This window comes from Pseudomonas sp. HD57-3, from assembly GCF_056113135.1.
The window spans coordinates 1,947,151-1,970,438 of record NZ_CM148568.1 but is presented as its reverse complement, the minus strand read 5'-3'; the positions used below and the strand labels follow the sequence as shown (position 1 = coordinate 1,970,438).

At 61.0% G+C, this 23,288-nt stretch carries 14 protein-coding genes; all 14 read right to left on the bottom strand.

The genetic code is table 11. The features are described from left to right. Positions 1 to 14 precede the first annotated feature (14 nt). Entirely contained in the window at positions 15 to 1,172 is a 1,158-nt protein-coding gene (gene pseC / locus AC0R79_RS08855) for a UDP-4-amino-4,6-dideoxy-N-acetyl-beta-L-altrosamine transaminase (RefSeq protein WP_474734130.1), read from the bottom strand. Further along, the gene (gene pseB / locus AC0R79_RS08850; RefSeq protein WP_127797286.1) at positions 1,169 to 2,170 is read right to left on the bottom strand and encodes a UDP-N-acetylglucosamine 4,6-dehydratase (inverting); all 1,002 of its coding nucleotides are present in this window, start codon (positions 2,168 to 2,170) and stop codon (positions 1,169 to 1,171) included. Before pseB ends, pseC begins: the two co-directional genes overlap by 4 nt. 30 nt (positions 2,171 to 2,200) lie before the next feature. Next, positions 2,201 to 5,116: a TIGR00180 family glycosyltransferase gene (locus AC0R79_RS08845; RefSeq protein ID WP_474734128.1), complete on the bottom strand. Its 2,916-nt coding sequence runs from the start codon at positions 5,114 to 5,116 to the stop codon at positions 2,201 to 2,203. Between the two features lie 55 nt (positions 5,117 to 5,171). Further along, the gene (locus AC0R79_RS08840) at positions 5,172 to 5,906 is read right to left on the bottom strand and encodes a cephalosporin hydroxylase family protein (protein WP_474734126.1); all 735 of its coding nucleotides are present in this window, start codon (positions 5,904 to 5,906) and stop codon (positions 5,172 to 5,174) included. Between the two features lie 64 nt (positions 5,907 to 5,970). Then, positions 5,971 to 6,828 (bottom strand): NAD-dependent epimerase/dehydratase family protein, encoded by an 858-nt coding sequence (locus tag AC0R79_RS08835; RefSeq protein WP_474734124.1) that lies wholly within the window; start codon positions 6,826 to 6,828, stop codon positions 5,971 to 5,973. After that, on the bottom strand, positions 6,825 to 8,051 hold the full coding sequence (locus AC0R79_RS08830) for a methyltransferase domain-containing protein (RefSeq protein WP_375746011.1): 1,227 nt from the start codon (positions 8,049 to 8,051) through the stop codon (positions 6,825 to 6,827). Before AC0R79_RS08830 ends, AC0R79_RS08835 begins: the two co-directional genes overlap by 4 nt. Beyond that, positions 8,048 to 8,608: a dTDP-4-dehydrorhamnose 3,5-epimerase family protein gene (locus AC0R79_RS08825; protein WP_474734122.1), complete on the bottom strand. Its 561-nt coding sequence runs from the start codon at positions 8,606 to 8,608 to the stop codon at positions 8,048 to 8,050. Before AC0R79_RS08825 ends, AC0R79_RS08830 begins: the two co-directional genes overlap by 4 nt. Continuing rightward, a complete protein-coding gene (rfbG, locus tag AC0R79_RS08820; protein ID WP_127797280.1) occupies positions 8,605 to 9,687 on the bottom strand; it encodes a CDP-glucose 4,6-dehydratase in 1,083 nt (360 codons plus the stop codon). The genes AC0R79_RS08825 and rfbG overlap by 4 nt, the downstream gene beginning before the upstream one ends. Next, positions 9,669 to 10,442, bottom strand: a complete 774-nt coding sequence (gene rfbF, locus AC0R79_RS08815) for a glucose-1-phosphate cytidylyltransferase (protein ID WP_127797279.1) — start codon at positions 10,440 to 10,442, stop codon at positions 9,669 to 9,671. Before rfbF ends, rfbG begins: the two co-directional genes overlap by 19 nt. Before the next feature lie 287 nt (positions 10,443 to 10,729). After that, positions 10,730 to 14,401, bottom strand: coding sequence for a beta strand repeat-containing protein (locus AC0R79_RS08810; protein ID WP_474734120.1), 3,672 nt, complete (start codon positions 14,399 to 14,401; stop codon positions 10,730 to 10,732). 231 nt (positions 14,402 to 14,632) lie between these two features. After that, a complete protein-coding gene (locus AC0R79_RS08805) occupies positions 14,633 to 18,235 on the bottom strand; it encodes a glycosyltransferase (protein ID WP_474734118.1) in 3,603 nt (1,200 codons plus the stop codon). 109 nt (positions 18,236 to 18,344) lie between these two features. Then, positions 18,345 to 19,913, bottom strand: a complete 1,569-nt coding sequence (locus AC0R79_RS08800; protein ID WP_127797276.1) for a flagellar hook-associated protein 3 — start codon at positions 19,911 to 19,913, stop codon at positions 18,345 to 18,347. Positions 19,914 to 19,926: 13 nt separating this feature from the next. Then, positions 19,927 to 21,972, bottom strand: a complete 2,046-nt coding sequence (gene flgK, locus AC0R79_RS08795) for a flagellar hook-associated protein FlgK (RefSeq protein ID WP_474734116.1) — start codon at positions 21,970 to 21,972, stop codon at positions 19,927 to 19,929. 21 nt (positions 21,973 to 21,993) lie between these two features. Continuing rightward, positions 21,994 to 23,286, bottom strand: a complete 1,293-nt coding sequence (gene flgJ / locus AC0R79_RS08790; protein ID WP_474734115.1) for a flagellar assembly peptidoglycan hydrolase FlgJ — start codon at positions 23,284 to 23,286, stop codon at positions 21,994 to 21,996. Between the last annotated feature and the right edge of the window lie 2 nt (positions 23,287 to 23,288).

The window sequence follows — 23,288 nt, the reverse complement described above, 5'->3', positions numbered from 1 at the left end:
CGCCGCAGCGGCAATCATTCAGTCAACCGACGCAATTGCTCGACCACGTAGTCCTGCTGCTGATCGCTCAGCAATGGGAACAGCGGCAGGCTGATCGCTTCGGCGTAATAACGCTCGGCTTCGGGAAAGTCACCCTCGGCGAAACCCAGGTCACGATAGTACGGCTGCAGATGCACCGGAATGTAGTGCAGGTTCACGCCGATGCCGGCGGCACGCAAGCCTTCGAACACCTGACGGTGGCTGAGGCCGATGCGCTCGGTCTGCAAACGCACCACGTAAAGATGCCAGGCCGATTCGGTCTCCGGCTGGAGGCTCGGCACGGTGACTGGCAAGTACGCCAGCAAGCGGTCGTAGCGCGCGGCCAGCTCCCGGCGACGGGCGATGAACTCGTCCAGTTTGCTCAGCTGTGACAGGCCCAGCGCGGCTTGCAGATCGGTGATCCGGTAATTGAAACCCAGCTCGACCTGCTGGTAGTACCACGGGCCGTGGCTGGGTTCGGTCATCTGCTGCGGATCGCGGGTCATGCCGTGGCTGCGCAAGCGTTGCAGACGCTCGGCCAGCTCCGGGCGATTGGTCAGCACCATGCCGCCTTCGCCGCTGGTGATGATCTTCACCGGATGGAAGCTGAACACGGTCATCGCGGCAAATGCACCGCAGCCCACCGGACGCCCGGCATAGCTTGCGCCGACCGCGTGGGAAGCGTCTTCGATCACCGTGAAGTTGTAGCGCTCGGCCAGTTCGGCAATTCGCCGCATGTCGCAGCTCTGCCCGGAAAACGCCACGGCCACCAGCACTTTGGGCAGCGTGCCGTCGCGTTCGGCAGCATCGAGTTTGCTCGCCAGAACTTCGGCATCGAGGTTCCAGGTCAGCGGATCGATGTCGACGAAATCGACGTCGGCACCGCAATAGCGCCCGCAGTTGGCCGACGCGAGAAAGGTGTTCGGCGTGGTCCACAAGCGGTCGCCCGCGCCGAGCCCTGCCGCCAGACAGGCAATGTGCAGCGCCGCCGTGGCGTTGCACACCGCCACGGCGAAGTCGGCCTGGCAACGCTCGGCCATCGCCTGCTCGAAGCGTTCGATGGTCGGGCCCTGGGTCAACCAGTCGGACTGCAACACCTCGACAACCGCGTCGATGTCCGTCTGGTCGAGGCTTTGCCGACCGTAAGGAATCATACCGAGAGCTTCGCGTGCAGCTCGGCGATCTGCCCCACCGAGAGGAAGTGCGGGTTGGTGTCGGAGCGGTACTCGAAATCTTCGCCGACCGGCACACCACGTTCGCCGAGTTTGTCCTCGGCAAAGTCCACGTCGACGCTGGTGAAACGAATCGACGGCTGGATGGTGTAGTGATCGGCGAACTCCAGGGTCATCCGCGCATCGTCCAGCGGCACCATCAGCTCGTGCAGTTTCTCGCCCGGACGGATGCCGACGTTCTTGTGCGGCAGATGCTCGGCCATGCCACGCGCGAGATCGACCACGCGAATCGACGGGATCTTCGGCACGAACACTTCGCCGCCGTGCATCCGCGCAAAGCTGTCGAGCACGAATTGCACGCCGTGATCGAGGGTGATCCAGAAGCGGGTCATGCGCTCGTCGGTGATCGGCAGTTCTGTCGCGCCATCGGCGATGAGCTGGCTGAAGAACGGCACCACCGAGCCGCGCGAACCGGCGACGTTGCCGTAGCGCACCACGGCAAAACGCGTCTGCTGTTCGCCGGCGATGTTGTTGGCCGCGACGAACAACTTGTCCGACAGCAACTTGGTGGCGCCGTACAGGTTGATCGGGCTCGCGGCCTTGTCGGTGGACAGCGCGACGACTTTCTTCACGCCGTTGTCGATGGCGGCAGCGATGATGTTTTCTGCGCCGTTGACGTTGGTGCGGATGCATTCGGTCGGGTTGTACTCCGCCGCCGGCACCTGCTTCAACGCCGCGGCATGCACCACATAATCGATGCCGCGCATGGCCTGACGCAGACGGTCGGCGTCGCGCACGTCACCGAGGAAGTAACGCATGCACGGCGCGTTGAACGTCTGCTGCATTTCGTATTGCTTGAGCTCATCGCGGGAGAACACCACCACGCGCTTGGGCTGGTATTGCTCGAGCAGGCGCGCGATGAACTTGCGCCCGAACGAGCCAGTGCCGCCGGAGATGAAAATCGATTTACCGTTGAACATGTGCTGATTCCTGAACCTTGTCCGACGGACTTAAGCGAGCAACTGCGACCAGTCAACCGAAGCCTTTTCAGCCAACGCAAAACCTTTGCCGGCAAGGGCCAGGTTGGCGTTGTAGGCCGGATCCTGCGCGAAGGCGCCGCTCCATTTCTCCCGCAAAGCCTGCAGCGCTTCGGGCGCTTGCGGCAGCTCGCCGGTGTGCAGCACCTGCACCGACGGCGTCCACACGGTGAGGAAGCCGGCCTGGCCGATCTTGAGGCACAGATCGACATCGCTGAAACCGGCGGCGAAGGTGACTTCGTCCAGACCGCCCAGCGCGTCGAACAACTCTTTGCGCACCATCAGGCAAACCTTCGACACCGCCGAGTAGTTCTGCTCGACTCCCAGACGTTGCATGTAACCCGCAGCAGAGTGTTTTTCGCCAATGAAGGCCGAGCCCACGCCCCCGTTCAGACCGAGGATCAAGCCGGCCTGGGAGACCTTGCCGTCGCGGTCGACCAGTTTCGCGCCGACAACACCGACCTCAGGACGCTGGGCGTGATTGAGCAACGAATCGATCCAGTTCGGATTGACGATTTCGCTGTCAGTGGCCAGCAGCACCAGATATTCACCCTGCGCCTGCTCGCTGGCGGCGTTATACAACGCGACTTCGCTCAGCGGCTGATCGGCACGCAACACATTCACTTTGCTGCTGCGCAGCGTGCCCAGCCAATCGTTGACCTGCGCCGACTGAGTCGGATTGGCCGCGATCAACACTTCGTAGCGGCTGTAGCGGGTTCGCAGCAACACACCTTCGAGGCAGCGACGCAGAGCCACCAGATCATCGCCAGCAGGCAGGATGATCGACACCATCGGCTGTTCGGTATGTCGATAATCAACTTGCCAGGTACCCGGCAGCGCCGGGGTGACGTTGGCCTTGTAACCGCGATTGGTCAAATGGCGCAGCAATGCCTGACGCTCGTGGGCCACTTCCTCCTGCACCGGAACCTGGGTGATCAGCAGCGGCTCGTCGAGATGCGCCAGACCGTCGAGGCCACCCTGCTCGATCAGACGCAACAGCAGGTCGAACTCCATCGCCTTGCTGAAGTCGGCCTGATAACCGCCCGCTTCCAGGAAAACATCGCGACGAATCAGCCAATGGCGTGCCATCAACGATGGATTGCTTTGCAGCAAGTCAAGATTGAAGCCAGGGCGGAACACATCGATCAGCGCGCCCTCTTCATTGCGCTGGATTTCATCGGTGGCGACGGCGCGAAGGCCGGTGGCCGACATCAACTCCAGACCGGCGCGCAACAAGCCACCCGCCGTGAACTCATCGCCCACTTGCGCCAGCAGCAGCCAGTCGCAGGGAGACTGGGCAGCACTCTGGTTGAGTTTGTCGACGAGATTGCCCGGGGTGACGCGGACAAAGTGCAGCGTGTTCTGCGCCGTCGTCGCAGCCTGCGGCTCGCCGGTGGTGAAGACCACGATCTTGAAGGCTTTGCTGTGACCTTCGACCAGGCTGTCGAGGGTCACTTGCAATTTCTCGACGTTGTCGTCCAGATCCAGCAGGAAAATGCCGAACTGTGGCCCGCCGTTGTTCGCCGCCAGATGAGCAGCGATCGCCGCGCGCTGCTGGGCGTCCGGCTCGCGGCACGCCAGCCATTCGAGCAAACGGCCGGAGCGCATTTTGTTGAAGACCGGGTAATGATCAGCCTTCGACACCGACTCAAGTCGAGCATCCCACGCGGCCAGTTCCTGCGCTTGCGTGTCATCGCCGACCACGTGCAGTTGCTCGACCAGACGCTTGATCACACGACGGTTGAACACGTTGCTGTCATGGGCCTGCCACAAGCGATCGAGCACACTTTCCGGGGTGTCGTTATTGCGCGCCTGCATCAGGTAATCCTGGCGGGTCCAGACGCCTTCGAGCTGTTCCAGTTGCACGCGGCCGGCCGGCATCGCATGCAACAGAAACTCGAACCCGGCCAGCAAGTCGAAAAAGCGCTGGTTGTAGAACGGCATCTCGACGTATTGCAGAGGCCCGAATTTGCGTTCCGGTTGTTTGGATACGTTGTTCCAGATGGACTGGAAAATCAGCTCGGCTGTCAGTGCGCGACCTGTCACCAGGCTATCGGTCATGGCCGCGAAGCTTTCCAGGGCGAACGCCTTGCGCTGCGCCTGATCGAGATCTTTGATGCCGGTCGGCAAGGACGCGAGAAACTCGGCGAAGGCGTCACGCTCGGCCACCGACTTGGCGTCGACATACGACAGCGCGTGATAGACCTCGGTGTTGTGGTCGGAGAAACCGACGTTGATTTCGCGCACCACATACGGGATTGGCAGAACGCGCGCCTTGGCGTTCGCCAGCAGATAGTAGGTGTGGCCGATTTCCTGCCACTCGAAACTGGTACCCGGTGGCAATGCCGCGTACCAGTCCTTGATGATCGAAGTCCGGCACACGCCATAGAACGGCGGCACGTACTGATGCATGAAGTCGAGGACCCGATCCTCGGCACGCTCCGACGCGTAGTCTTCGCAGATTTTCTTGTCGCGGCGGTAGTAGCTGACACTCCCGGCCAGCGCCAGGTACATCAGGCAATACCCGTGGCACAGACCATAGTCGCGATTGGCCTCCAGGAAGCTCACCGACTCGGCCAGCGACTCATGCAGGATAAAGTCGTCATCAGCCGCGAACACCATGTAAGGCGTTGTCAGTTGCTCGACACCGTAAGTCAGCTTGGCCTGCATGCCCCAGTAGGCGAATTGCGGCAAATGCTGATAGTCGACCGATGAAAAATCACCCTCCGGGCGCTCGGGAGAAGAGTCCAGCACCAGGACCTTGCAAGGCAGGCTGCTGTAGTACTGCAGCGCTCGACGCAAAAAAGCCGGGCGGTTGTGGGTGATCAGAACCACCGTCAGCAACTCGCTCAATGGCAGCTTGTTTTCAGTACCGTACTTGCCTTGCATAACTTCTCCCACGACCGGCGAAACCGCCCGAAAAACGCTTTGATGATGGAACCGATTAACGAACCCGACGCAGATAACCGTCCGACGCGACAGTGATCAGCAACTTGTCTTGCATGTGCTGATCAATCTCGAAATCGGCGTTCTCTTTGAGATAGGCCCAGACGGCGGTTTTCGGGTTGTCACCCGGCCCCCATGGACGATCCGGGAACGCATCGGCCGGCATGTCTTCAACCACGGTGTCCATGACCACGCAGTAGCTGTCCAGCGAAACCAGTGGTGCGTACAGACGCAATTCTTCGAGGACATGCTCGTGGGTATGGTTGGAATCGAGTACCACGATGACTTTCTTGCCGGCAGCAGCCTGACGCACCTGTTCGACCACCGCCGGATCGAGGCTGGAACCTTCGATCATGCTGATGCGCTTGATCATCGGATGGCTTTCGATGGCCTCGCGGTTGTGCGCACGGATATCACGATCGATGCCCAGCACTTCGCCGTGGCCCTGCAGTTCCAGCAGCGAGGCGTAGTAAATGATCGAGCCGCCGTGGGCGATGCCACACTCGATGACCAGGTCCGGCTTGATCCGCCAGATCAGTTCCTGCATCGCCATCATGTCTTGCGGCAGCTGAATGATCGGACGCCCCATCCACGAGAAATGGTAGGTGTACTTGTGCTTGGCCGACTGGTTGTAGAACTCCTGGGCCAGCGCCTTCAGGTCCTTGTCCTGGCCCTGGGCAATCACTTCGGCCTGGCACTCCGCCTCGAAGGCTTTGATTACGTTATCGCTCATTGTCCGGTCTCACTGAAAAGTCATTTGATAGTCACGCTGCCAAAGGCATTCGCGTCGAGGCACATCAGTTGGTTTGCTGTGCCTCAAGCAACTGTTGCAAACGGTCGACCACCGCCCAGAACGCCATGGGTTCGTGTGTCGGATAGGGGTAATGCCCCAAATTCAAATCGATCGAAGCGCCGCGTTCACGCAGGTGTTGCTCGACCAGCGTCCTGACCGAAATCGCTCGGCCGCTGGCGCAATTGATCACGCCGTTGAAGTCGCGTTGATGCAGGATCGCGGCGAGATGATTCGCCGCTGTCCGGATCGGCAGAAAATCTCGCAACTGCTCGCCCGCCGACATGTTGAACGTCGCATCGCCGGCATCGATTGCCCGGTCCAGCGCCGCCAGCAGACTGTTGGGGTTCTGCCCTTCGCCGTGCAAATAGAACAGGCGCGCCCACTGCAAAGTGAACGGGTGCTCCTGCTGCAGATTTTGCAAAAACAGGTGCAGCGTGTGCTTGGCCAGGCCATAGGGATTGGCTGGCCGGGCGTCGTTCTGTTCGCTCAGCGGACCGCTCTGCATGCCGTATTCGAAGCACGTCCCGGTCACCAGCGCCTGCTTCACGCCCGCCTCTACCGCGCCTTTGATGAAGCGGTAGTCGGCCATCAGGTTGTGCTCGAAATGGAACAGCGCGCGATAGTTCGGCAACCCCGGCCAGGCCAGGTGCGCGAGTGCATCAACGCCCTCGGTCAACGCGCCGACATCCAGATCCGAAGCGTGAATATCCGCGCTCACGAACTCGACGTCCTTGATCCACGGCATGTCCGCGGCTTTCTGCGCGTCGCGTGCAACCGCCCGCACCGTGCAACCACGGGCCAGCAACGCCGCGACCAGATGACGACCGACGAAGCCGGTAGCGCCAGTGACCAGAACCTTCACAGCACGCTCAACTCAGGCACGGCGATCACGAAGCGTCCGTCCCACTGACGCACCTGGGCCAGTTGCTGACTGACTTCGTGCAGCAGGTTCCACGGCAGCACCAGCACGTAATCCGGCTTCTCGATATCGATCTGCGCCGGCGCGACAATCGGGATGCGGCTGCCCGGCAAAAACTTGCCCTGTTTGTGCGGGTTGGCATCGGCGACCCAGGCCAGCAGATCCGGTTTGACCCCGGCGTAGTTGAGCAAGGTGTTGCCCTTGGCAGCGGCGCCATAACCCACCACACGTTTGCCGTCGGCTTTGGCCTGCAACAGGAAACGCAACAGGTCATGCTTGATGCGTTCGGCAGCCGGCGCCAGCGTCGCGTAGTACTCGGCGGTTTTCACCCCGGCGTCGAGCTCGGCCTGCAACTGCTGTTGCACGGCCGGCTGCACGGCGCGGCGTTCGCCATCCTTGCGCTGGACGAACACCCGCAGCGATCCGCCGTGGGTGGTCAGCTGGCTGACGTCGAACACTTCCAGGCCGTTGCGTTCGCACAGGGTCTGCACGGCAGTCAGGGACAGGTAGGAATAGTGTTCGTGATAGAGCGTGTCGAACTGCGCGCCCGCCATCAGCGTCAGCAGTTGCGGGAATTCGAAGGTGGCGACGCCGGTCGACTTGAGCAGCGTGGCGAAACCGCCGAGGAAATCGTTGATATCCGGCACATGAGCCAGCACGTTGTTGGCGGCCATCAGGTCGGCGGCCCAGCCTTCGCTTTTCAGCTGGGCGGCAGTGTCTCGACCGAAGAACAGTTCACGGATCTCCAGGCCTTTTTCCCGTGCCGCCTGCGCGGTGCTGCGTGTCGGCTCGACGCCCAGGCACTGGATGCCGCGACCGGCCACGTATTGCAGCAGGTAGCCGTCGTTGGCCGCGACTTCCACCACCCGGCTATCGGCGGTCAGGCCGAAACGCTCGACCATCTCGGCCACATAACGCTCGGCGTGGGCCAGCCAGGTGCTGGAGAACGAACTGAAGTAGGCGTACTCGGCATCGAACAGGCTGTCGGCGCTGGTGTAATCCTCGGTCTGGACCAGCCAGCATTGCTGACACACGGCAACCTTCAGCGGCACCCATTGTTCGGCCTGCTCCAGCCGATCGGCATGCACGTAGGCGTTGGACGGTGGCGAGGTGCCGAGGTCGATCAGCGGCAGGCTCAGCGGTGCGGCGCACCCACGGCAGTTCATAGACGCACTCCAGCAAAGTGTTGATCGAGCGCGGGATGGCTGGAATCCCGCGCTGACAAATTATTGACAGGGAACGGCCAGGCGATCGCCAGCCGTGGATCATTCACCGACAGACCGCCCTCGTGCTCCGGCGCGTAATCGGCGCTGTGCAGGTAAAGCAGTTCGGCATCTTCGGTGAGGGTCTGGAAACCGTGGGCGAAGCCGGCCGGAATCAGCAGGCTGCGACCGTCGCCGGCCTTCAGGTGCTCGGCGTGCCAGTGCAGGAAGGTTTCCGAGTCCGGGCGCAGGTCTACCGCCACGTCCCACAACTCACCGCGCAGGCAGGTGATCAGTTTGGCTTCCGGCGCGTTGGCATTCTGGTAATGCAGACCGCGCACGCTGCCCTTTTCACGGGTGCAGGAGTGGTTGATCTGGCGGATGTGAAATTCACTGCCGAACGCCTTCAAACTGCCCTCGCAGAACAACCGCGCGAAGTGCCCGCGCTGATCTTCGAAGCGCTTGTGCTGGATGCTGAACAACCCGGCCAGCGGCAACGGTTTCAAGGAAAACTCGCTCACAGCGCGCCCCGGTACAGGTTCAGTTGGCCGAGGGTCACGGTGCGCATGTCGTCGCCGTTCTGCCACGCCAGATGCCAGTCGAGGGTCTGGGTCAGGCATTGCTGCAACGTCCAGCGCGGTTGCCAGCCCAGCACCTGACGGGCGCGGCTGCTGTCCAGGCGCAGCAGACCGGCTTCGTGCAGGTCACTCTTTTCGAGGCGCAGGCCACGAGCCTGAGGCCAGCGGTTGGAGAGCAGTTCGACCACTTCGCCGACGCTGCACATGTCCGCCTCACCCGGGCCGAAGTTCCACGCGCCGGCGTATTCCGGGCCATCTTCATAGAGGCCGGCGGCCAGTTGCAGGTAGCCGGCCAGCGGCTCCAGGGCGTGCTGCCACGGGCGAACGGCTTGCGGGTAACGCAGGGTCACCGGCTCGTCTGCCGTCCATGCCTTGAGCACGTCGGGAATCAGCCGTTCAGGGGCGAAATCGCCGCCGCCCAACACGTTGCCGGCGCGCGCGGTGGCCAGGGCCAGACCGTGCTCGGCGTACTTGTCGGCCGGGAAAAACGACGCCGCGTAAGACTGCGCCAGCAACTCGCAGCACGCCTTGCTGCTGCTGTAAGGATCGTGGCCACCGAGTGCTTCGTCTTCGCGGTAGGGCCACAGCCATTCCTTGTTGGCGTAGACCTTGTCGGTGGTCACCAGCACGCAGGCCCGCACGCAACCAACCTGACGAATCGCTTCGAGCAGGTTGAGGGTGCCCATGACGTTGCTGGAATAAGTGCCGAGCGGATCGCGATAACCTTCGCGCACCAGCGGCTGGGCCGCCAGGTGCAGGACGATTTCCGGCTCGGTGTCGGCGATGATCTCAAGCAAGGCGCCGAGGTCACGCAGGTCGCCACGCTGATCGTTGATGCCTTCGCTCACGCGCGCCAGTTCGAACAGGCTCGGCTCGGTCGACGGATCGAGGGAAAAACCGCTGACTTGCGCGCCGAGGCTTTGCAGCCACAGGGTCAGCCAGCTGCCCTTGAAACCGGTGTGACCGGTGACCAGAACCCGCTTGCCGCGCCAGAATTCCGGACTCAGTCCCATTGCTTCCATGGGGCCTCCCCGCTCTGCCACAGCGCTTCGAGATGGTTCTTGTCGCGCAGGGTGTCCATCGGCTGCCAGAAACCGTCGTGTTCGAACGCCTTGAGCTGCTCCTCCCGGGCCAGACGGGCCAAGGGCTCGGCTTCCCAGGTGGTTTCATCGCCCGCGATGTACGGCAACACTTTGGGCGACAGCACGAAAAAGCCGCCGTTGATCCAGCCGCCATCACCACGGGGTTTTTCGGTGAAGCCCAGGACCTGATCGCCCTGACGCTCCAGCGCCCCGTAACGACCCGGCGGCTGCACCGCGGTCACGGTCGCCAGACGGCCATGGGCCTTGTGGTAATCGACCAGATGACGAATGTTCAGATCGGAAACGCCGTCGCCGTAGGTGAAGCAGAACGCCTCTTCATCCTTGAGGTAACGGCCGGCACGCAACAGACGGCCACCGGTCATGGTTTCCTCGCCGGTGTCGATGAGCGTAACGCTCCACGGCTCACTGTAGTTCTGATGCACGTCCATGCGGTTCTCGCGCATGTTGAAGGTGACGTCGGAGGTGTGCAGGAAGTAGTTGGCGAAGAAGTCCTTGATCGCGTAACCCTTGTAGCCCAGGCAGATCACGAAGTCGTGGATTCCGTGGGCGGAATACTGCTTCATGATGTGCCAGAGAATTGGCTTGCCGCCGATCTCGATCATTGGCTTGGGCTTGAGGTGCGACTCTTCACTGATGCGCGTGCCGAGGCCACCCGCCAAAATTACTGCCTTCATCGTCTCCCCTCTTGTTCGTCACCGGGCTGCGCGCAGCTTTATTGAGCCGTGCGAGCCATCTGGCTCAATCTTTTGCCGCTGCGGGCGCCGGTGGGATGACCGCGAGCGCTCGTTTTATGGCGATTTATGGGGGACTTGCAGGAAACGCGCCAGCTAGCTGGACTGCCAAATGCCTGCGTCACAAGTAGCGACGAACGCTCAAAATTAAAAAAGGAAGGCCGATCTACCAGGATCGGCCTTCCTTCATTTCGGCTCAAAATGCCTTCGATGTACGCAAGGCAAATGAATCAGCCAAACATGGCAAACCCATCACCATTGAGCGGCAGAACATCACCGTTGGCTGCCTTGAAGTGTTCAATGGTGTTGCCACCAGCGAACCAGTCCAGCAGTTTGACACCTTGCTTGGTCGGGTCGGACGGCGGGAAGTAGCCATCGTTGAGGTACAGGTCGTCGCCAACCCGCGCCAGTTGCAACGTACTGGCCGAACGGATGTTATTCAGGATCAAGGTGTCATTGGTGCTGAGCCCGTCATCCCGAATTGTCACCAACATGCCGGTGTTGACGAAATAGGTGTCATCCCCCTCTCCACCATTGGCGAAGCCGGTAGCCTTCATCTGCCCGTAGGCAGTACCCAGGGCGCCAAAGGTCAACGCATCGTTGCCCGCACCACCGAGCAGGACAAAGTTCGCTCCCGTACCGAGCAGATCGTCGTTGCCCTCTCCGCCATCTGCGGTGCCACTGACGACATAAATCGTGTCATGGCCGGCCTCACCATAAGCGATGGTGCCACGGTCGTCCGGAGCACTGACGATCATGTCGTTGCCATTGCCGCCGTACAACATGTCGGCTTGCGGGCCAGCGGCAGCCACGTCGACCGCGAATGGCCCGAGCTGGGTATAGAAGCTGCCGTAGATGACGTCATTGCCATCGCCGCCATAAATGGTGTCATTGCCGAGACCGCCTTCAAGCCCGTTGGCCAGCGCATTGCCGGTCAGAGTGTCGTTGAAGTGGGTACCGATAATGCTCTCGACGTTGATCAGCACATCGCCCTGCGCATCGCCGCCCTGATTGACGCCGGTTTGCAAATTGATGCTCACCGCTGCGGCACTGTTGAGGTACCAGACGGTGTCGATCCCTTCACGACCGTCAATCACATCGGCGCCACCGCCACCGACGAAGTTGTCGTTGATCGCAGTACCGGACAAGGTGTCGGCAAAATTGCTGCCCTGGAAGATCTCTATCCCGGTAAAGGTATCGCCAGCGGCATCACCGGCGTTGACGTTGGTTTTCAGGTCGATGGTGACGCCACTGGCGGACGACTCGTAGCTGACCAGATCGAAGCCCGTACCGCCATCGAGCGCCAGTGCGGCAGCACTGCCAACAAAGACGTCGTTGAAGTTTGAACCACGCATCGCTTCGATGCTGTTGTAGGTATCACCCAGCGCGATCCCGGTATTGATCCCGGTTGTCAGGTTGACGCTGACACCCACGGTGCTGTCAAGGTACGACACGGTGTCCATCCCGGCGCCACCAATGAACTGGTCGGCACCACCACCGCCATACAACACGTCGTTGCCGTTGCCGCCAGTGATGATGTTGTCGCTGGCATTGCCCCAGCCGGTAAACGAACCGGTGCCGGTGTAGGTCAGGCGCTCGACGTTGGCCGCAAGCACATGGTCCTTGTAGCTGACCCGCACTTCATCGTTACCGCCGCCAGCCTGCTCGATGACGGTGACGCCGCCACCGTTGACGTAGTAGATATCGTCCCCTGCACCGCCGTCGTAAGTGGCAAAAAGGTAGGCGTCGGTGGTGAAGGTATCGTTGAAGGCCGAACCGATGACTTTCTCGACGTTGGTCAGGGTCACGCCCTGCGAATCGCCACCGACACCAGGCAAGCTGACGCCCGGACGGATGTCGATGTTCACGCCGGCAGCCGACGTCGAGTAATCGACGGTATCGAAACCTTCACCGCCATCGACGCCCAAGATCCGGCTGTCGACCACGAAGGTATCGTTGTATTTGGAGCCGGCGATGACTTCGATACTGTTGAACGTATCGCCTGCACCGATCCCCGAAATAACGCCGGTTTTCAGATTGATGTTCATGGCGACCGTGCTGTCCAGGTACGACACGGTGTCGCGACCCGCACCACCGAAGAACTGGTCGGCACCACCACCGCCATAGAACATGTCGTTGCCGTTGCCACCGGTGATGATGTTGTCGCTGGCATTGCCCCACCCGGTAAACGAACCGGTGCCGGTGTAGGTCAGACGCTCGACGTTGGCCGCCAGCGTGTGATCCTTGTAGCTGACCCGCACTTCATCATTGCCGCCACCCGCCTGCTCGATGACGGTAACGCCGCCACCGTTGACGTAGTAGATGTCGTCACCGGCACCACCGTCGTAAGTGGCGAAGAGGTAGGCGTCGGTGGTGAAGGTATCGTTGAAGGCAGAACCGATGACTTTCTCGACGTTGGTCAGGGTCACACCCTGCGAATCGCCACCGACACCAGGCAAACCAGTGCCTGGACGGATGTCTACGTTCACGCCGGCAGCCGACGTCGAATAATCAACAGTATCGAAACCTTCACCGCCATCGACGCCCGAGATCCGGCTGTCGACCACGAAGGTATCGTTGTATTTGGAGCCGGCGATGACTTCGATACCGTTGTAGGTATCGCCCGCGCCGATCCCCGAGTTGACCCCGGTTTTCAGGTTGATGTTCACCGCCACCGTGCTGTCCAGGTACGACACGGTATCGCGACCTGCACCACCGAAGAACTGGTCGGCACCACCACCGCCATAGAACATGTCGTTGCCGTTACCGCCGGTGATGATGTTGTCGCTGGCATTGCCCCAGCCGGTAAACGAACCGGTGCCGGTATAGGTCAGACGCTCGACGTTGGCCGCCAGCGTGTGATCCTTGTAGCTGACCCGCACTTCATCATTGCCGCCACCGGCCTGTTCGATGACAGTGACGCCACCGCCGTTGACGTAGTAGATGTCGTCACCGGCACCACCGTCGTAAGTGGCGAAGAGGTAGGCGTCGGTGGTGAAGGTATCGTTGAAGGCAGAACCGATGACTTTCTCGACGTTGGTCAGGGTCACACCCTGCGAATCGCCACCGACACCAGGCAAACCAGTGCCTGGACGGATGTCTACGTTCACGCCGGCAGCCGACGTCGAGTAATCGACGGTATCGAAACCTTCACCGCCATCGACGCCCGAGATCCGGCTATCGACCACGAACGTGTCGTTGAATTTGGAACCGGCGATTGCTTCGATGCTGTTGAACGTATCACCTGCTCCGATCCCCGAAATAATGCCGGTTTTCAGATTGATGTTCATGGCGACCGTGCTGTCGAGGTACGACACGGTGTCGCGACCTGCACCGCCGAAGAACTGGTCGGCACCGCCGCCGCCATAGAACAGGTCGTTGCCGTTGCCGCCGGTGATGATGTTGTCGCTGGCATTGCCCCAGCCGGTAAACGAACCCGTGCCGGTATAGGTCAGACGCTCGACGTTGGCTGCAAGCATGTGGTCCTTGTAGCTGACCCGCACTTCATCATTACCGCCACCCGCCTGCTCGATAACAGTGACGCCACCGCCGTTGACGTAGTAGATGTCGTCACCGGCACCGCCGTCGTAAGTGGCAAAAAGGTAGGCGTCGGTGGTGAAGGTATCGTTGAACGCCGACCCGATGACTTTCTCGATCCCGGTCAGGGTATCGCCCTGCGCATCACCACCAACACCGGCCAAACCGGTACCCGGTCGAATATCGACGCTGACACCCGCAGTGGAAGCCGAGTAATCGACCGTGTCGAAACCCTCACCACCATTCAACTTGTCTGCACCGGCCCCACCGATCAGGATGTCATTGCCACCCAGGCCATTGATTTCATCATCCCCACTTGTACCGATCAGCGTATCCGCGCCGTTTGTCCCGTTTATTACAGCCATTACATCTTCCTTGCCTTGTTTGTGAACCGGTACAGGCCCGCGTGGCGATCACACGTCATCGCGGCGCAATTTTCTGGAACAGCGAATGTGTTGATATCGACAGGAAATACCCAATCCTTGAGCCCGCTGAAAAGAAATGTATCGGGAATGAAATAAAGACGAACAGGCAGGCAAAAAAAAACAGGCGACTGTGAAAGTCGCCTGTTTTTCGCTGCTGCCTGGACGAACCGGTCAGTCCGCCAGCCAGCCATTTTCCCAGTACCGCAGGTTATCGCCACGCAGTACGTAATCGCGCAGCACGACCTCACGCAACTCGTCGCCCATGCGATAGCTGGCGTCCGGGTCGGCCAGGTGCATGCGGATCGCTTGCAGCCACTCGTCCGTGGTGTTGGTCTTGATCCGGGTGCACGGCAGGTAACCGCGATAGGCCTCGGTGTCGGTGCAGATCACCGGGTAACCGCAGGCGCCGTACTCCAGCAGACGCAGATTGCTCTTGCAGTCGTTGAAGATGTGAAATTCCAGCGGCGCCAGCGCCAGGTCCAGATTGAGGCTGGCCAGTTTCGCCGGGTACGCATCGAGGGGGATCACCCCATGGAACTCATGCATGTAGGGACGCAGGTCATCCGGGCACATGCCGAAAAAGACCCAGTCGACTTCATCCGCCAGTTCGCGCACGACATCGGCGATCACAGCGAGGTCGCCGTGGTGACTGGTGCCGCCGCCCCAGCCGACTCGCGGCTTTTTCGAAGTGCGGCGCTGGCTGCGCAGGTTGGTCCAGAATTCTTTCGCCAACATGTTCGGCACGACGCGGATGTCGTGATGCATGTCCGACAATGCGTTGGCCAACGGCTGAGTGGAGACCACGACACGGTCGCACATGCCGATCGCACGGCGCACGACGCGCTCCATTTCATACTTGTCCGGCATGTTGCGGATATGCGCGTTGCGATGCGGAACATCGATGACGTAGTCATCCAGCTCGTAAATTCGCCGCGCCTTGAAGTAGTTGCACAGCACCGGCATTTCATTGACCGGTGCTTCGGTATAACGCCCTTGCAGAATGATCACATCCGGCGCCATACGCTCGATTTCAACAATCGGCGGCAGGTTCACGCTGTAGCGAATATGCCCCTGAACCCGGCCTGCCGCTTCGAGTTCGATCATCGGTTGAGTGACACGATAGTGGCCGATGGCCGATGCGTTGATCGGCAACCCGAGAATCTTCGGCAAGCTGCTGTGGCTGAAAGGACTCCAGCCCGTACGCAGGCCCGGCTCGAGCGCGAAGCTTGAGCCCGTGTGCTTGTGCAACGACAGATTGGGATTGTAGGCCGGGTCACGGGCAACGACCGGCAGCCAACGCTTGAAGAACGTCTCTTCCTGCTGACTGTGCGAGACCCATTTTTCATCGTTGACCGCGTCCACCGGCTGCGCACCCAGCGCCAGCACTGCGTAAGGCGTCCACACCACAAGATAACCCTGCCGGGCCACGCGAAGTGCCAGGTCAACTTCATGCAGCATATGCGGCAGGCTCTGCTCATCCATGCCATCAACCGCATCGAATACCGATTTGCGCACCATCAGGCAGTCGGCACCGACGGCACTCAGATCCTGAACGGCCTGCAAGCGGAACATGTACCCGGGGGACTGCATGGCCTGACCATAAAACGGCAGGCCGGCCGCCCCCTGCAAACCGAGCACCAGCCCCGCGTGCAGAACATAGCCATCAGGGTTGAAGAGCTTGGCGCCGACGATGCCGACTTCAGGGCGCTGGGCGTGATTGAGCAACTCGTCGAGCCAGTCACCCTGAGTGATGATCGTGTAAGGGTTGAGCAGCAGCACATATTCGCCCCTCGCCTGGCTCACGGCAAAGTTGCGCATGGCGGCGAGGTTACCCTGCTGCGCGTACGTCAGCACCCGCACCCGATCGCTGCCCAATTGCGCCATACCGTCCAGCCAGGCACGGGCCTCGGCGGTCTGGCTGCCGTTGTCGACCAGCAACAGCTCGTATTCGCTGTAGGCGGTTTTTTCCAGCAGGCTCTCGACACAGCGTTGCAACGCCGCAATGTGATCGCGAGTTGAAATGATGATCGAGACCAGCGGCCGATTCGCATGCCGATAATCGACACGATTGAGCAGCTCGACGCTGCCGCGACGCAGGTCGTGGGAGATCCCCAGGCGCTCAAGGTGCGCCGACAGCAAGCGCGGGTTTTTTTGCGTCACCTCAGGCAGCGACAGCCATTGGGTCAGGTCGAATACCGACTCGATGGCAACCTCGGCCAGATGCCCGACCACCTGCGTGCCCTGACCTTCCACCATCCGCCACAGCATGTCGTGAGGCGCCAGCTCAGTGAACGTCGAATCGAAACCGCCGAGAGCCAGGAAGGTGTCGCGCTGGAACGCCAGGGCACGGCCGACATAAGGAAAGGTGCGCATCAGATCCAGGTTGAAGTCAGGCTTGAACGCCGGTCCGACCGGCTCACCCGCACGCAAACCGCCCTCATCGCTGTACACAATGCGCAAGGCTGTGTCGAAGGCGATGCGCTCGGCCATCATCAACAACGCAGGGACCACCAGACGATCGCCGGCACGCAGCAGATAGAACCAGTCGGCGCCTTCCAGCTGCGGCATTAGCTGATTGATCTGTTGCAGGTAATCGTCCTGCAACGGCAAATGAAACACTCGCCCATCCAGTGCCGGCTCCGCGCAATCGCTGGAAAGCACCAGTGTCAGTTCGGGCGGGTAGTCCTGGGCGGCGAGGCTTTCCAGCGTTCGCTCCAGCGCCGCCAGACTGCCCTGCTCATCAACCACGATTGGCACGATTCGCGGCGTGGATGGCCAGCCCGCCAGAATGTCCGGCAGCAATCTGCGCTGGACGTCGCTGAGCGCGCGGCACTCCAGCCATTGCGAATAGAGCTCGGAAAAACTCTGGCTTTTATTGCCGACCTGCCATATCTGTGCACTCTGTTTGGTGCCGAGCGTTCGGCTCAGGGGCAATTCTTTCCAGACCCGCGGCGATTCGTCAGCCTTGGACAACGGCACATGACGCACCCATCCCTTTGCAGGAGCCGACTCGCCACTGCGCGACTTGAGCATTTGCAGCAGCCATTGTTGCTCGACCCCCAGAGCATCCTTCATGGCTTGCTGGCCGCTCAGACGATCGGGATAAAGGCGCTCGACACTCAATACGTGGTTGGAGACCACCGCATTGCCGCGACGCAGCAAACACACGAACAGTGCAAAATCGAGGCTCGCCACAAAGCAGTGGCCCGGCTGGGTCAAGGCCGGCAGTAATTCGACCATATCGGCGCGACGGAACAAGGCACTGCTGAAACCACCGAGGATGTTTGACGGAAACGTCTCGAACAGCGCCAGCAGGTCAACACCCTTGAACAGACCACTGGTTGGCGACAGTGGCGTATTTTCCAGCCGCGAAGGCAACACCATGTCGTCGGCGTCCCAGAACAGACGCTGGGCCAGCACCAGGTTGACATCATCATACCGGGCCAGCACATCGGCCTGGTGCTCGATACAGCTGGTGAACAACTGATCGTCATCACACAAAAACTTGATGAATTCGCCCTGTGCCTGATCCAGGCAGGCTTGCAGATTGCCGACCATGCCCAGGGTGCGCGGGTTACGCACGTAATGCACGGCAACCCCGCTTTGCTCGATCATCGTCGCGACCATGCCCTCGATTTCAGAGCCACGACTGTCATCGCACACGATGATTTCGAGGTTGCCATAACCCTGACTGACGGCGCTGCGCAATGCCCGCTCGAAAAAGCGTGGATTGAAGGCTGGAATGACGAGGCTGACGAGGGGAAGTGACTTCACGGCGGGCTCACAGGCGGTACGAGCCCGCTCGGTGAAGCGAGCCCTTGAAACCGCTAAAAAACGTTAACTGAGGAACTGGGCAAACGGGCGCTTGCGCGCCCGTCCAGCGTCAGATCTTGTTGAACAGACCCAACTGACTGATCTTGCTGAATGCCAATTGCGAGGCCTGCAACATGGTCTGCTGCAAGGTCAGGCGGGTCATGACTTCGGCCGGATCCGAATCGCGGATCGTGCCCTGGGTCATGGTGTTCGCCTGGACCAGGCTCTGGTTGGTAGTCGTCTGGTCATCCAGCGACTGTCCGCGAGCACCGATCGAAGTCACGGCAGCCCCGATCTGATTGGAAGCGCTGTCGAGGTTGCCCAGTGCCGATTCCATGGCGCCCTGGAATTTCTGCTTGGTCACCGGATCAGCATCGATCTGCCCGTTCAGCGCCGTGACCATCTGGCCCAGGGTGTCGAGCACGTTCTGGGTCTGGTGGTTGTTGGACTGGATCGAGAACTGGTCACCGGCTGCAGGCGTACCACCGAGAGCGAAGGTTACACCGGCCGCTGTCGCGTTGCCGCCAACCACGGTGCCCGACGACACGGGCTTGCTGTCGGCGGTGACAGGCGCTGCGTACAGGTCGAACGCGGTAGCGCTGGTGAACTTCAGGACCGCGCCGCCACCGGACGGGAAGGCGGCGTTGTAGGCCGCCTGGTTGGTCACGTTCGAACCGGTGATGACCGCGGTCGACGGGTTGCCCGGGCTGCGCGCGGCAGTGAACGAATCAGGCGTAGCCGACAACTGGAAGCTGTGACCGGCAATGACCGCATCCGCGTTGTCACCGGACTTGAGGTTGATGTTCAGCTTCAGATCGACGCCACGGAAGCTGACAGCCTGGTTCTCACCGTTGCTGTTGCTGATCACACCGTTCTTGCTGGCTTCAGCCGTCACGTCGTTGCCCAGGGCATCGGTGATTTTCAACTGGGTGCTGCTCAGGAAGCTGATCGTGTAAGGCTGACCGCTTGCGAACTTGGCGTCATAGGTCGCACTGGAACCGATGGTCCCGCTGGACAGCACCACACGTCCGTCATCGACAGCCGGAGCCGTCATCGTGGTCTGGGTGCGGCTGGTGTTGATGGTCTGCTGGAATGCATCCCAACCAGTGGTATTGGTAGCCACCGAAAGGCCGTCGCCAATGCCAAGGTTGATCTGGGTCTGGTCACCGTTGTAGGTGTAAGTGCCGTCGGGGTTCTGCGAGTACGGCGCGGTATCGGTCTTCGAACCGGAGAACAGGTAGTTGCCGTTGGCATCCTTGGAGTTCATCAGGCCCAGCACCTGTTGCTGGATCTGGCCCAGTTCCGCCGCGTAGGCCTTGCGGTCCGCGTCGGTGGCGATGCCGTTGTTGGCGGCCAGACCGATTTCCTTCGCACGCTGCAAAGCGGTGGTGATGGAGTTCAGCGTGGACTCCTGCACGGTCAGCGCGCTTTTGGTGGTATCGATGTTGCCCTGATACTGCTCAAGCACCGCGGCCTGCTGGCCGAGCTTCAGCAGGCGACCGGCACCGATCGGATCGTCGGCGGCGGTGTTGATGCGCTGCAGGCTGCTGGCTTCGTTCGCGGTCGCGACAGCCTTGCTGTAGTTGCGCTGATATTGAGCAGCTTGCGTCGCGTAATACTGAGCGGTGGAAATGCGCATGAATTACGACTCCTTAAAGACTGTTGATCAGCGTGGCGAAGGTTTCCTGCGCAGCTTTGATGATCTGCGAAGACGCTGTGTAGTACTGCTGATACTTGACCAGGTTGCCGGTCTCTTCGTCCAGGTTGACCTGAGACAGCGAATCACGCGCGCCTTGCGCCTGATCCAGAATGGCCGTGGTGGCTTCGATGTCGGACTTGCTTTGAGCAGCCTTGGTACCGACGTTGGTCACCAGCTTGTTGTAGGCGTCGGTCAGGCTGATGCCCTTGCTGCCCGAGCCGGTGTCCACGGTCTGCTTGGTCTGCAGGCCGACCAGCGCCTGGGCGTTGCGGTTGTCCGAAGACGCCGCGCCGGTCAGGCTCATGGTGAAGGTTTCGCCGGCTTTCGGCGTCGCGCCCACGGTGGTCTGCACGGTGAAGGTTTTCTGCACGTTCGGCGTGACGCTGGTGTCCATCACCGGAGCGCCGGTGGAGTCGACCATGCCGATCTTCAGGTTCAGGGTATTGGCCTGCCCCGGCACGATGGTCCCGCTGCCGATGGTGTTGCCCTTGGCGTCGACCATGTTGTACGACTGGCTGCCGCTGGCGACCGCACCGAACACCAGTTTGACCGGGGTCGAATACTTAAGCGCGTTCTGCAACTCGGCCTGGGAGGCCGGGTTGTAGATGTCGATGGTGTCGGTCAGCGTTGGCTGGGTGTAAGTGCCGGAGTTGTTGGCACTGGCCACGCCGGTCAACGGTGCCGCCGCCGCGATTTTTTTCGGGTCGGTCAGTACGGTCTGGATGCTGGCGGCCGCGTTACGGGTCGGGGTCACCTTGAAGGTGTCGCCGGCGCTCAGGGCACCGCCATTGAGGGCCAGTGTGAAGCCGTCGATGACCGGAGGCGGCGTGGTCGTGGTGCTGAACGAACCCATGTCGGTGCCGTCCGAGCGCTTGACCGTGTAGTTGGTCGCGCTGGTGAAGGTGACCTGGTAATCGTTGGTGGTCAGCTTGCCGGTGTCCTTGATGGTGACGTCAAGGTTGCCCGAACCTGCGCTGTTGCCCGCCTGGGCAATGCTGCGCTGACTGATCAGCGCGGCACTGTTGATGTTGTTGAAAATCGCTGCGCCGAAGTCACCGTTCTTGTCGATGCCCTGGGCTTGCTGACGGTTGACCTGATCGGCGATCACCAGCGCTACACGGCCCAGTTCGTTGAGCGACGGGTCGAGCACTTCCTTGCGATAGCTCAGCAGACCGCCGATTTCGCCACCGCTGATCACCGAAGTGATGTCGATGGTGCTCGAACCGCGATCCATCTGGATGCCCATGCGCGACGGGTCATCCTTGCTCGGCACAGTGCTCAGGGTGTTGGTGGTGTTACCGACAACCAGCGGCTGACCGCTGCCGACGTAGACGTCGAAGCTGGTGCCGCGCTCGACGACCTGCGCGCCGACCAGCTGGGAGAGCTGGCGCACGGCTTCGTTACGGGTGTCGAGCAGATCGTTCGGCTGGCCGCCGCTGGTGGAAATCTCGCCGATCTTCTGGTTGAGATTGGCAATCGAGGTGGCCAGCTTGTTGACCTGGGCCGCCATGTCGCCGAGGTTGCCGTTGAGCGTGGTGTTCTGGTCGTTGAGCTGCTTGGCCAGGGCGTTGAAGCGGCTGGTCAGGGCTTGCGCGCCGGTCAGCACCGATTGACGGGAAGTGTCGTCGGTGGCCGAGGTCGATACGCCTTGCATCGAGGTAAAGAACTTCTGCAGCACGCCGGTCAGGCCGGTGTTGGTGTCGGACAGCGAGCCGTCCAGCGCTGTCGCCTGCGCGCCATAGGCGGCCGCTTCGCTGCTCAGCGAGGTGGCGGTGTGCAGCTGCGATTCGAGGTAGGAGTTGTACACCCGGCGCACGTCGGCCAGGGTCGTACCGGTACCAATGAACACGTTACCGTACTGAATCGAGGACTTGGTGCCCTGCACGGTTTGCTGGCGTGAATAACCGGCGGTGTCGACGTTGGCAATGTTGTTACCTGTCACAGCCAGAGAGGAAGAACTCGCGTTCAACCCCGACATCCCGATATTGAGCAAACTCATGATTCAAACCTTACCTTGTGTTTATAAGGGCGTTGTTGAAACGCCGGCCGCAGCGTAGTTCTGATTTACCGTCATCTGTTTGGCAATCTGCGAAATCTTCGTCGCGTAGTTCGGGTCGGTCGCGTAACCGGCCTTTTGCAACTCGCGTACAAACTGTTCTGGGTTATCGGCCGACTTCAGCACATCTTGATAGCGATTATTGCTCTGCAGCAACGTCACCAGATCGTGGAAGCTGTCCTTGTACGAGGCATAGGAACGGAACTCGGCCGTCTCCTTGACCATCTGCCCGTTGCGGAATTCGCTGGTGATCGCCCGGGCCGAATCGCCCTTCCAGTTGCTGCTCGCCTTGATGCCGAACAGGTTGTGGCTGCTGCTGCCGTCCTGGGCGCGCATGACCGATTTGCCCCAACCGGTTTCCAGTGCGGCCTGAGCCACCAGATAACGCGGATCGACGCCAATGCGTGCGGCGGCTTCCTGCGCCATCGGCAGCATGGTGTTGACGAACTGGTCGGCGCTGCTGAACGCGCGCTTGGCCGGTGCCAGCGGGATCTGCGCCATGGCGCGGCCGTAAATCTGCATCTGTCCGCCGGAAGCCTTGTCCGCCTCGGCGCGGTCCAGCCAGTCGCCGTTGTACAGCGGGCCGGAACCGGTGACAGCGGCGGTCGTGGCGCGTTGCGGCAGTTGAGTGGCCGCTGCCGGCGTGGCCGACGGCACCAGACCTGCGAGCAAGCGATCCGCCAGTTTCGGCGGCAACGCCAGACGACGCTTGTTGATCATTTCCATGTCATTGCGATGGGTCAGTTCGGTGTTCGGCGCATGCACCGAACGCGACGCCCACAGCGGACGCTCGCCATTGAGTCGCGACAATGGGCCATTGGTGGCCACGGTGCCGGCGGCAATCGGCGTGGCCACGGCAGCGGCCTTGACCCTGGCTTCTTCCTGCTTGGCGGCGGATGCGGCCGCAGCCTCGCCCGGCGCCATCGGTTTGTTCTTCGACATCTGCTTGATCAGCACGTCGGCCAGGCCGATACCACCGCCCTCGCGGGACATGGAAACCGCCAGTTGCTGGTCGTACATTTCCTGATACTGCTTGGCAGCCGGCGTGTTGAGCGGGTTGTCCTGGCCCAGCGCTTCGGTGGCCGAACGCATCGACTTGAGCATTTCACCGAGGAACAGCGATTCGAATTCCTGCGCAACCTTGCGCATGTTTGCGTCGCTGTTCTTGTCGCCGACCTTGAGCTGGTTCAAGCGATTGAGGTCGGAGTACGAACCCGAATCGCTGCTGCTGACCAGACCGCTTTTGCGCATATCCATGG

Bases quoted from the DNA above. Each gene is read 5' to 3' on its own strand.
- pseC (WP_474734130.1), bottom strand. From the start codon at position 1,172: ATGATTCCTTACGGTCGGCAAAGCCTCGACCAGACGGACATCGACGCG.
- pseB (WP_127797286.1), bottom strand. From the start codon at position 2,170: ATGTTCAACGGTAAATCGATTTTCATCTCCGGCGGCACTGGCTCGTTC.
- AC0R79_RS08845 (WP_474734128.1), bottom strand. From the start codon at position 5,116: ATGCAAGGCAAGTACGGTACTGAAAACAAGCTGCCATTGAGCGAGTTG.
- AC0R79_RS08840 (WP_474734126.1), bottom strand. From the start codon at position 5,906: ATGAGCGATAACGTAATCAAAGCCTTCGAGGCGGAGTGCCAGGCCGAA.
- AC0R79_RS08830 (WP_375746011.1), bottom strand. From the start codon at position 8,051: ATGAACTGCCGTGGGTGCGCCGCACCGCTGAGCCTGCCGCTGATCGAC.
- rfbG (WP_127797280.1), bottom strand. From the start codon at position 9,687: ATGGAAGCAATGGGACTGAGTCCGGAATTCTGGCGCGGCAAGCGGGTT.
- rfbF (WP_127797279.1), bottom strand. From the start codon at position 10,442: ATGAAGGCAGTAATTTTGGCGGGTGGCCTCGGCACGCGCATCAGTGAA.
- AC0R79_RS08810 (WP_474734120.1), bottom strand. From the start codon at position 14,401: ATGGCTGTAATAAACGGGACAAACGGCGCGGATACGCTGATCGGTACA.
- AC0R79_RS08800 (WP_127797276.1), bottom strand. From the start codon at position 19,913: ATGCGCATTTCCACCGCTCAGTATTACGCGACGCAAGCTGCTCAATAT.
- flgK (WP_474734116.1), bottom strand. From the start codon at position 21,972: ATGAGTTTGCTCAATATCGGGATGTCGGGGTTGAACGCGAGTTCTTCC.
- flgJ (WP_474734115.1), bottom strand. From the start codon at position 23,286: ATGGATATGCGCAAAAGCGGTCTGGTCAGCAGCAGCGATTCGGGTTCG.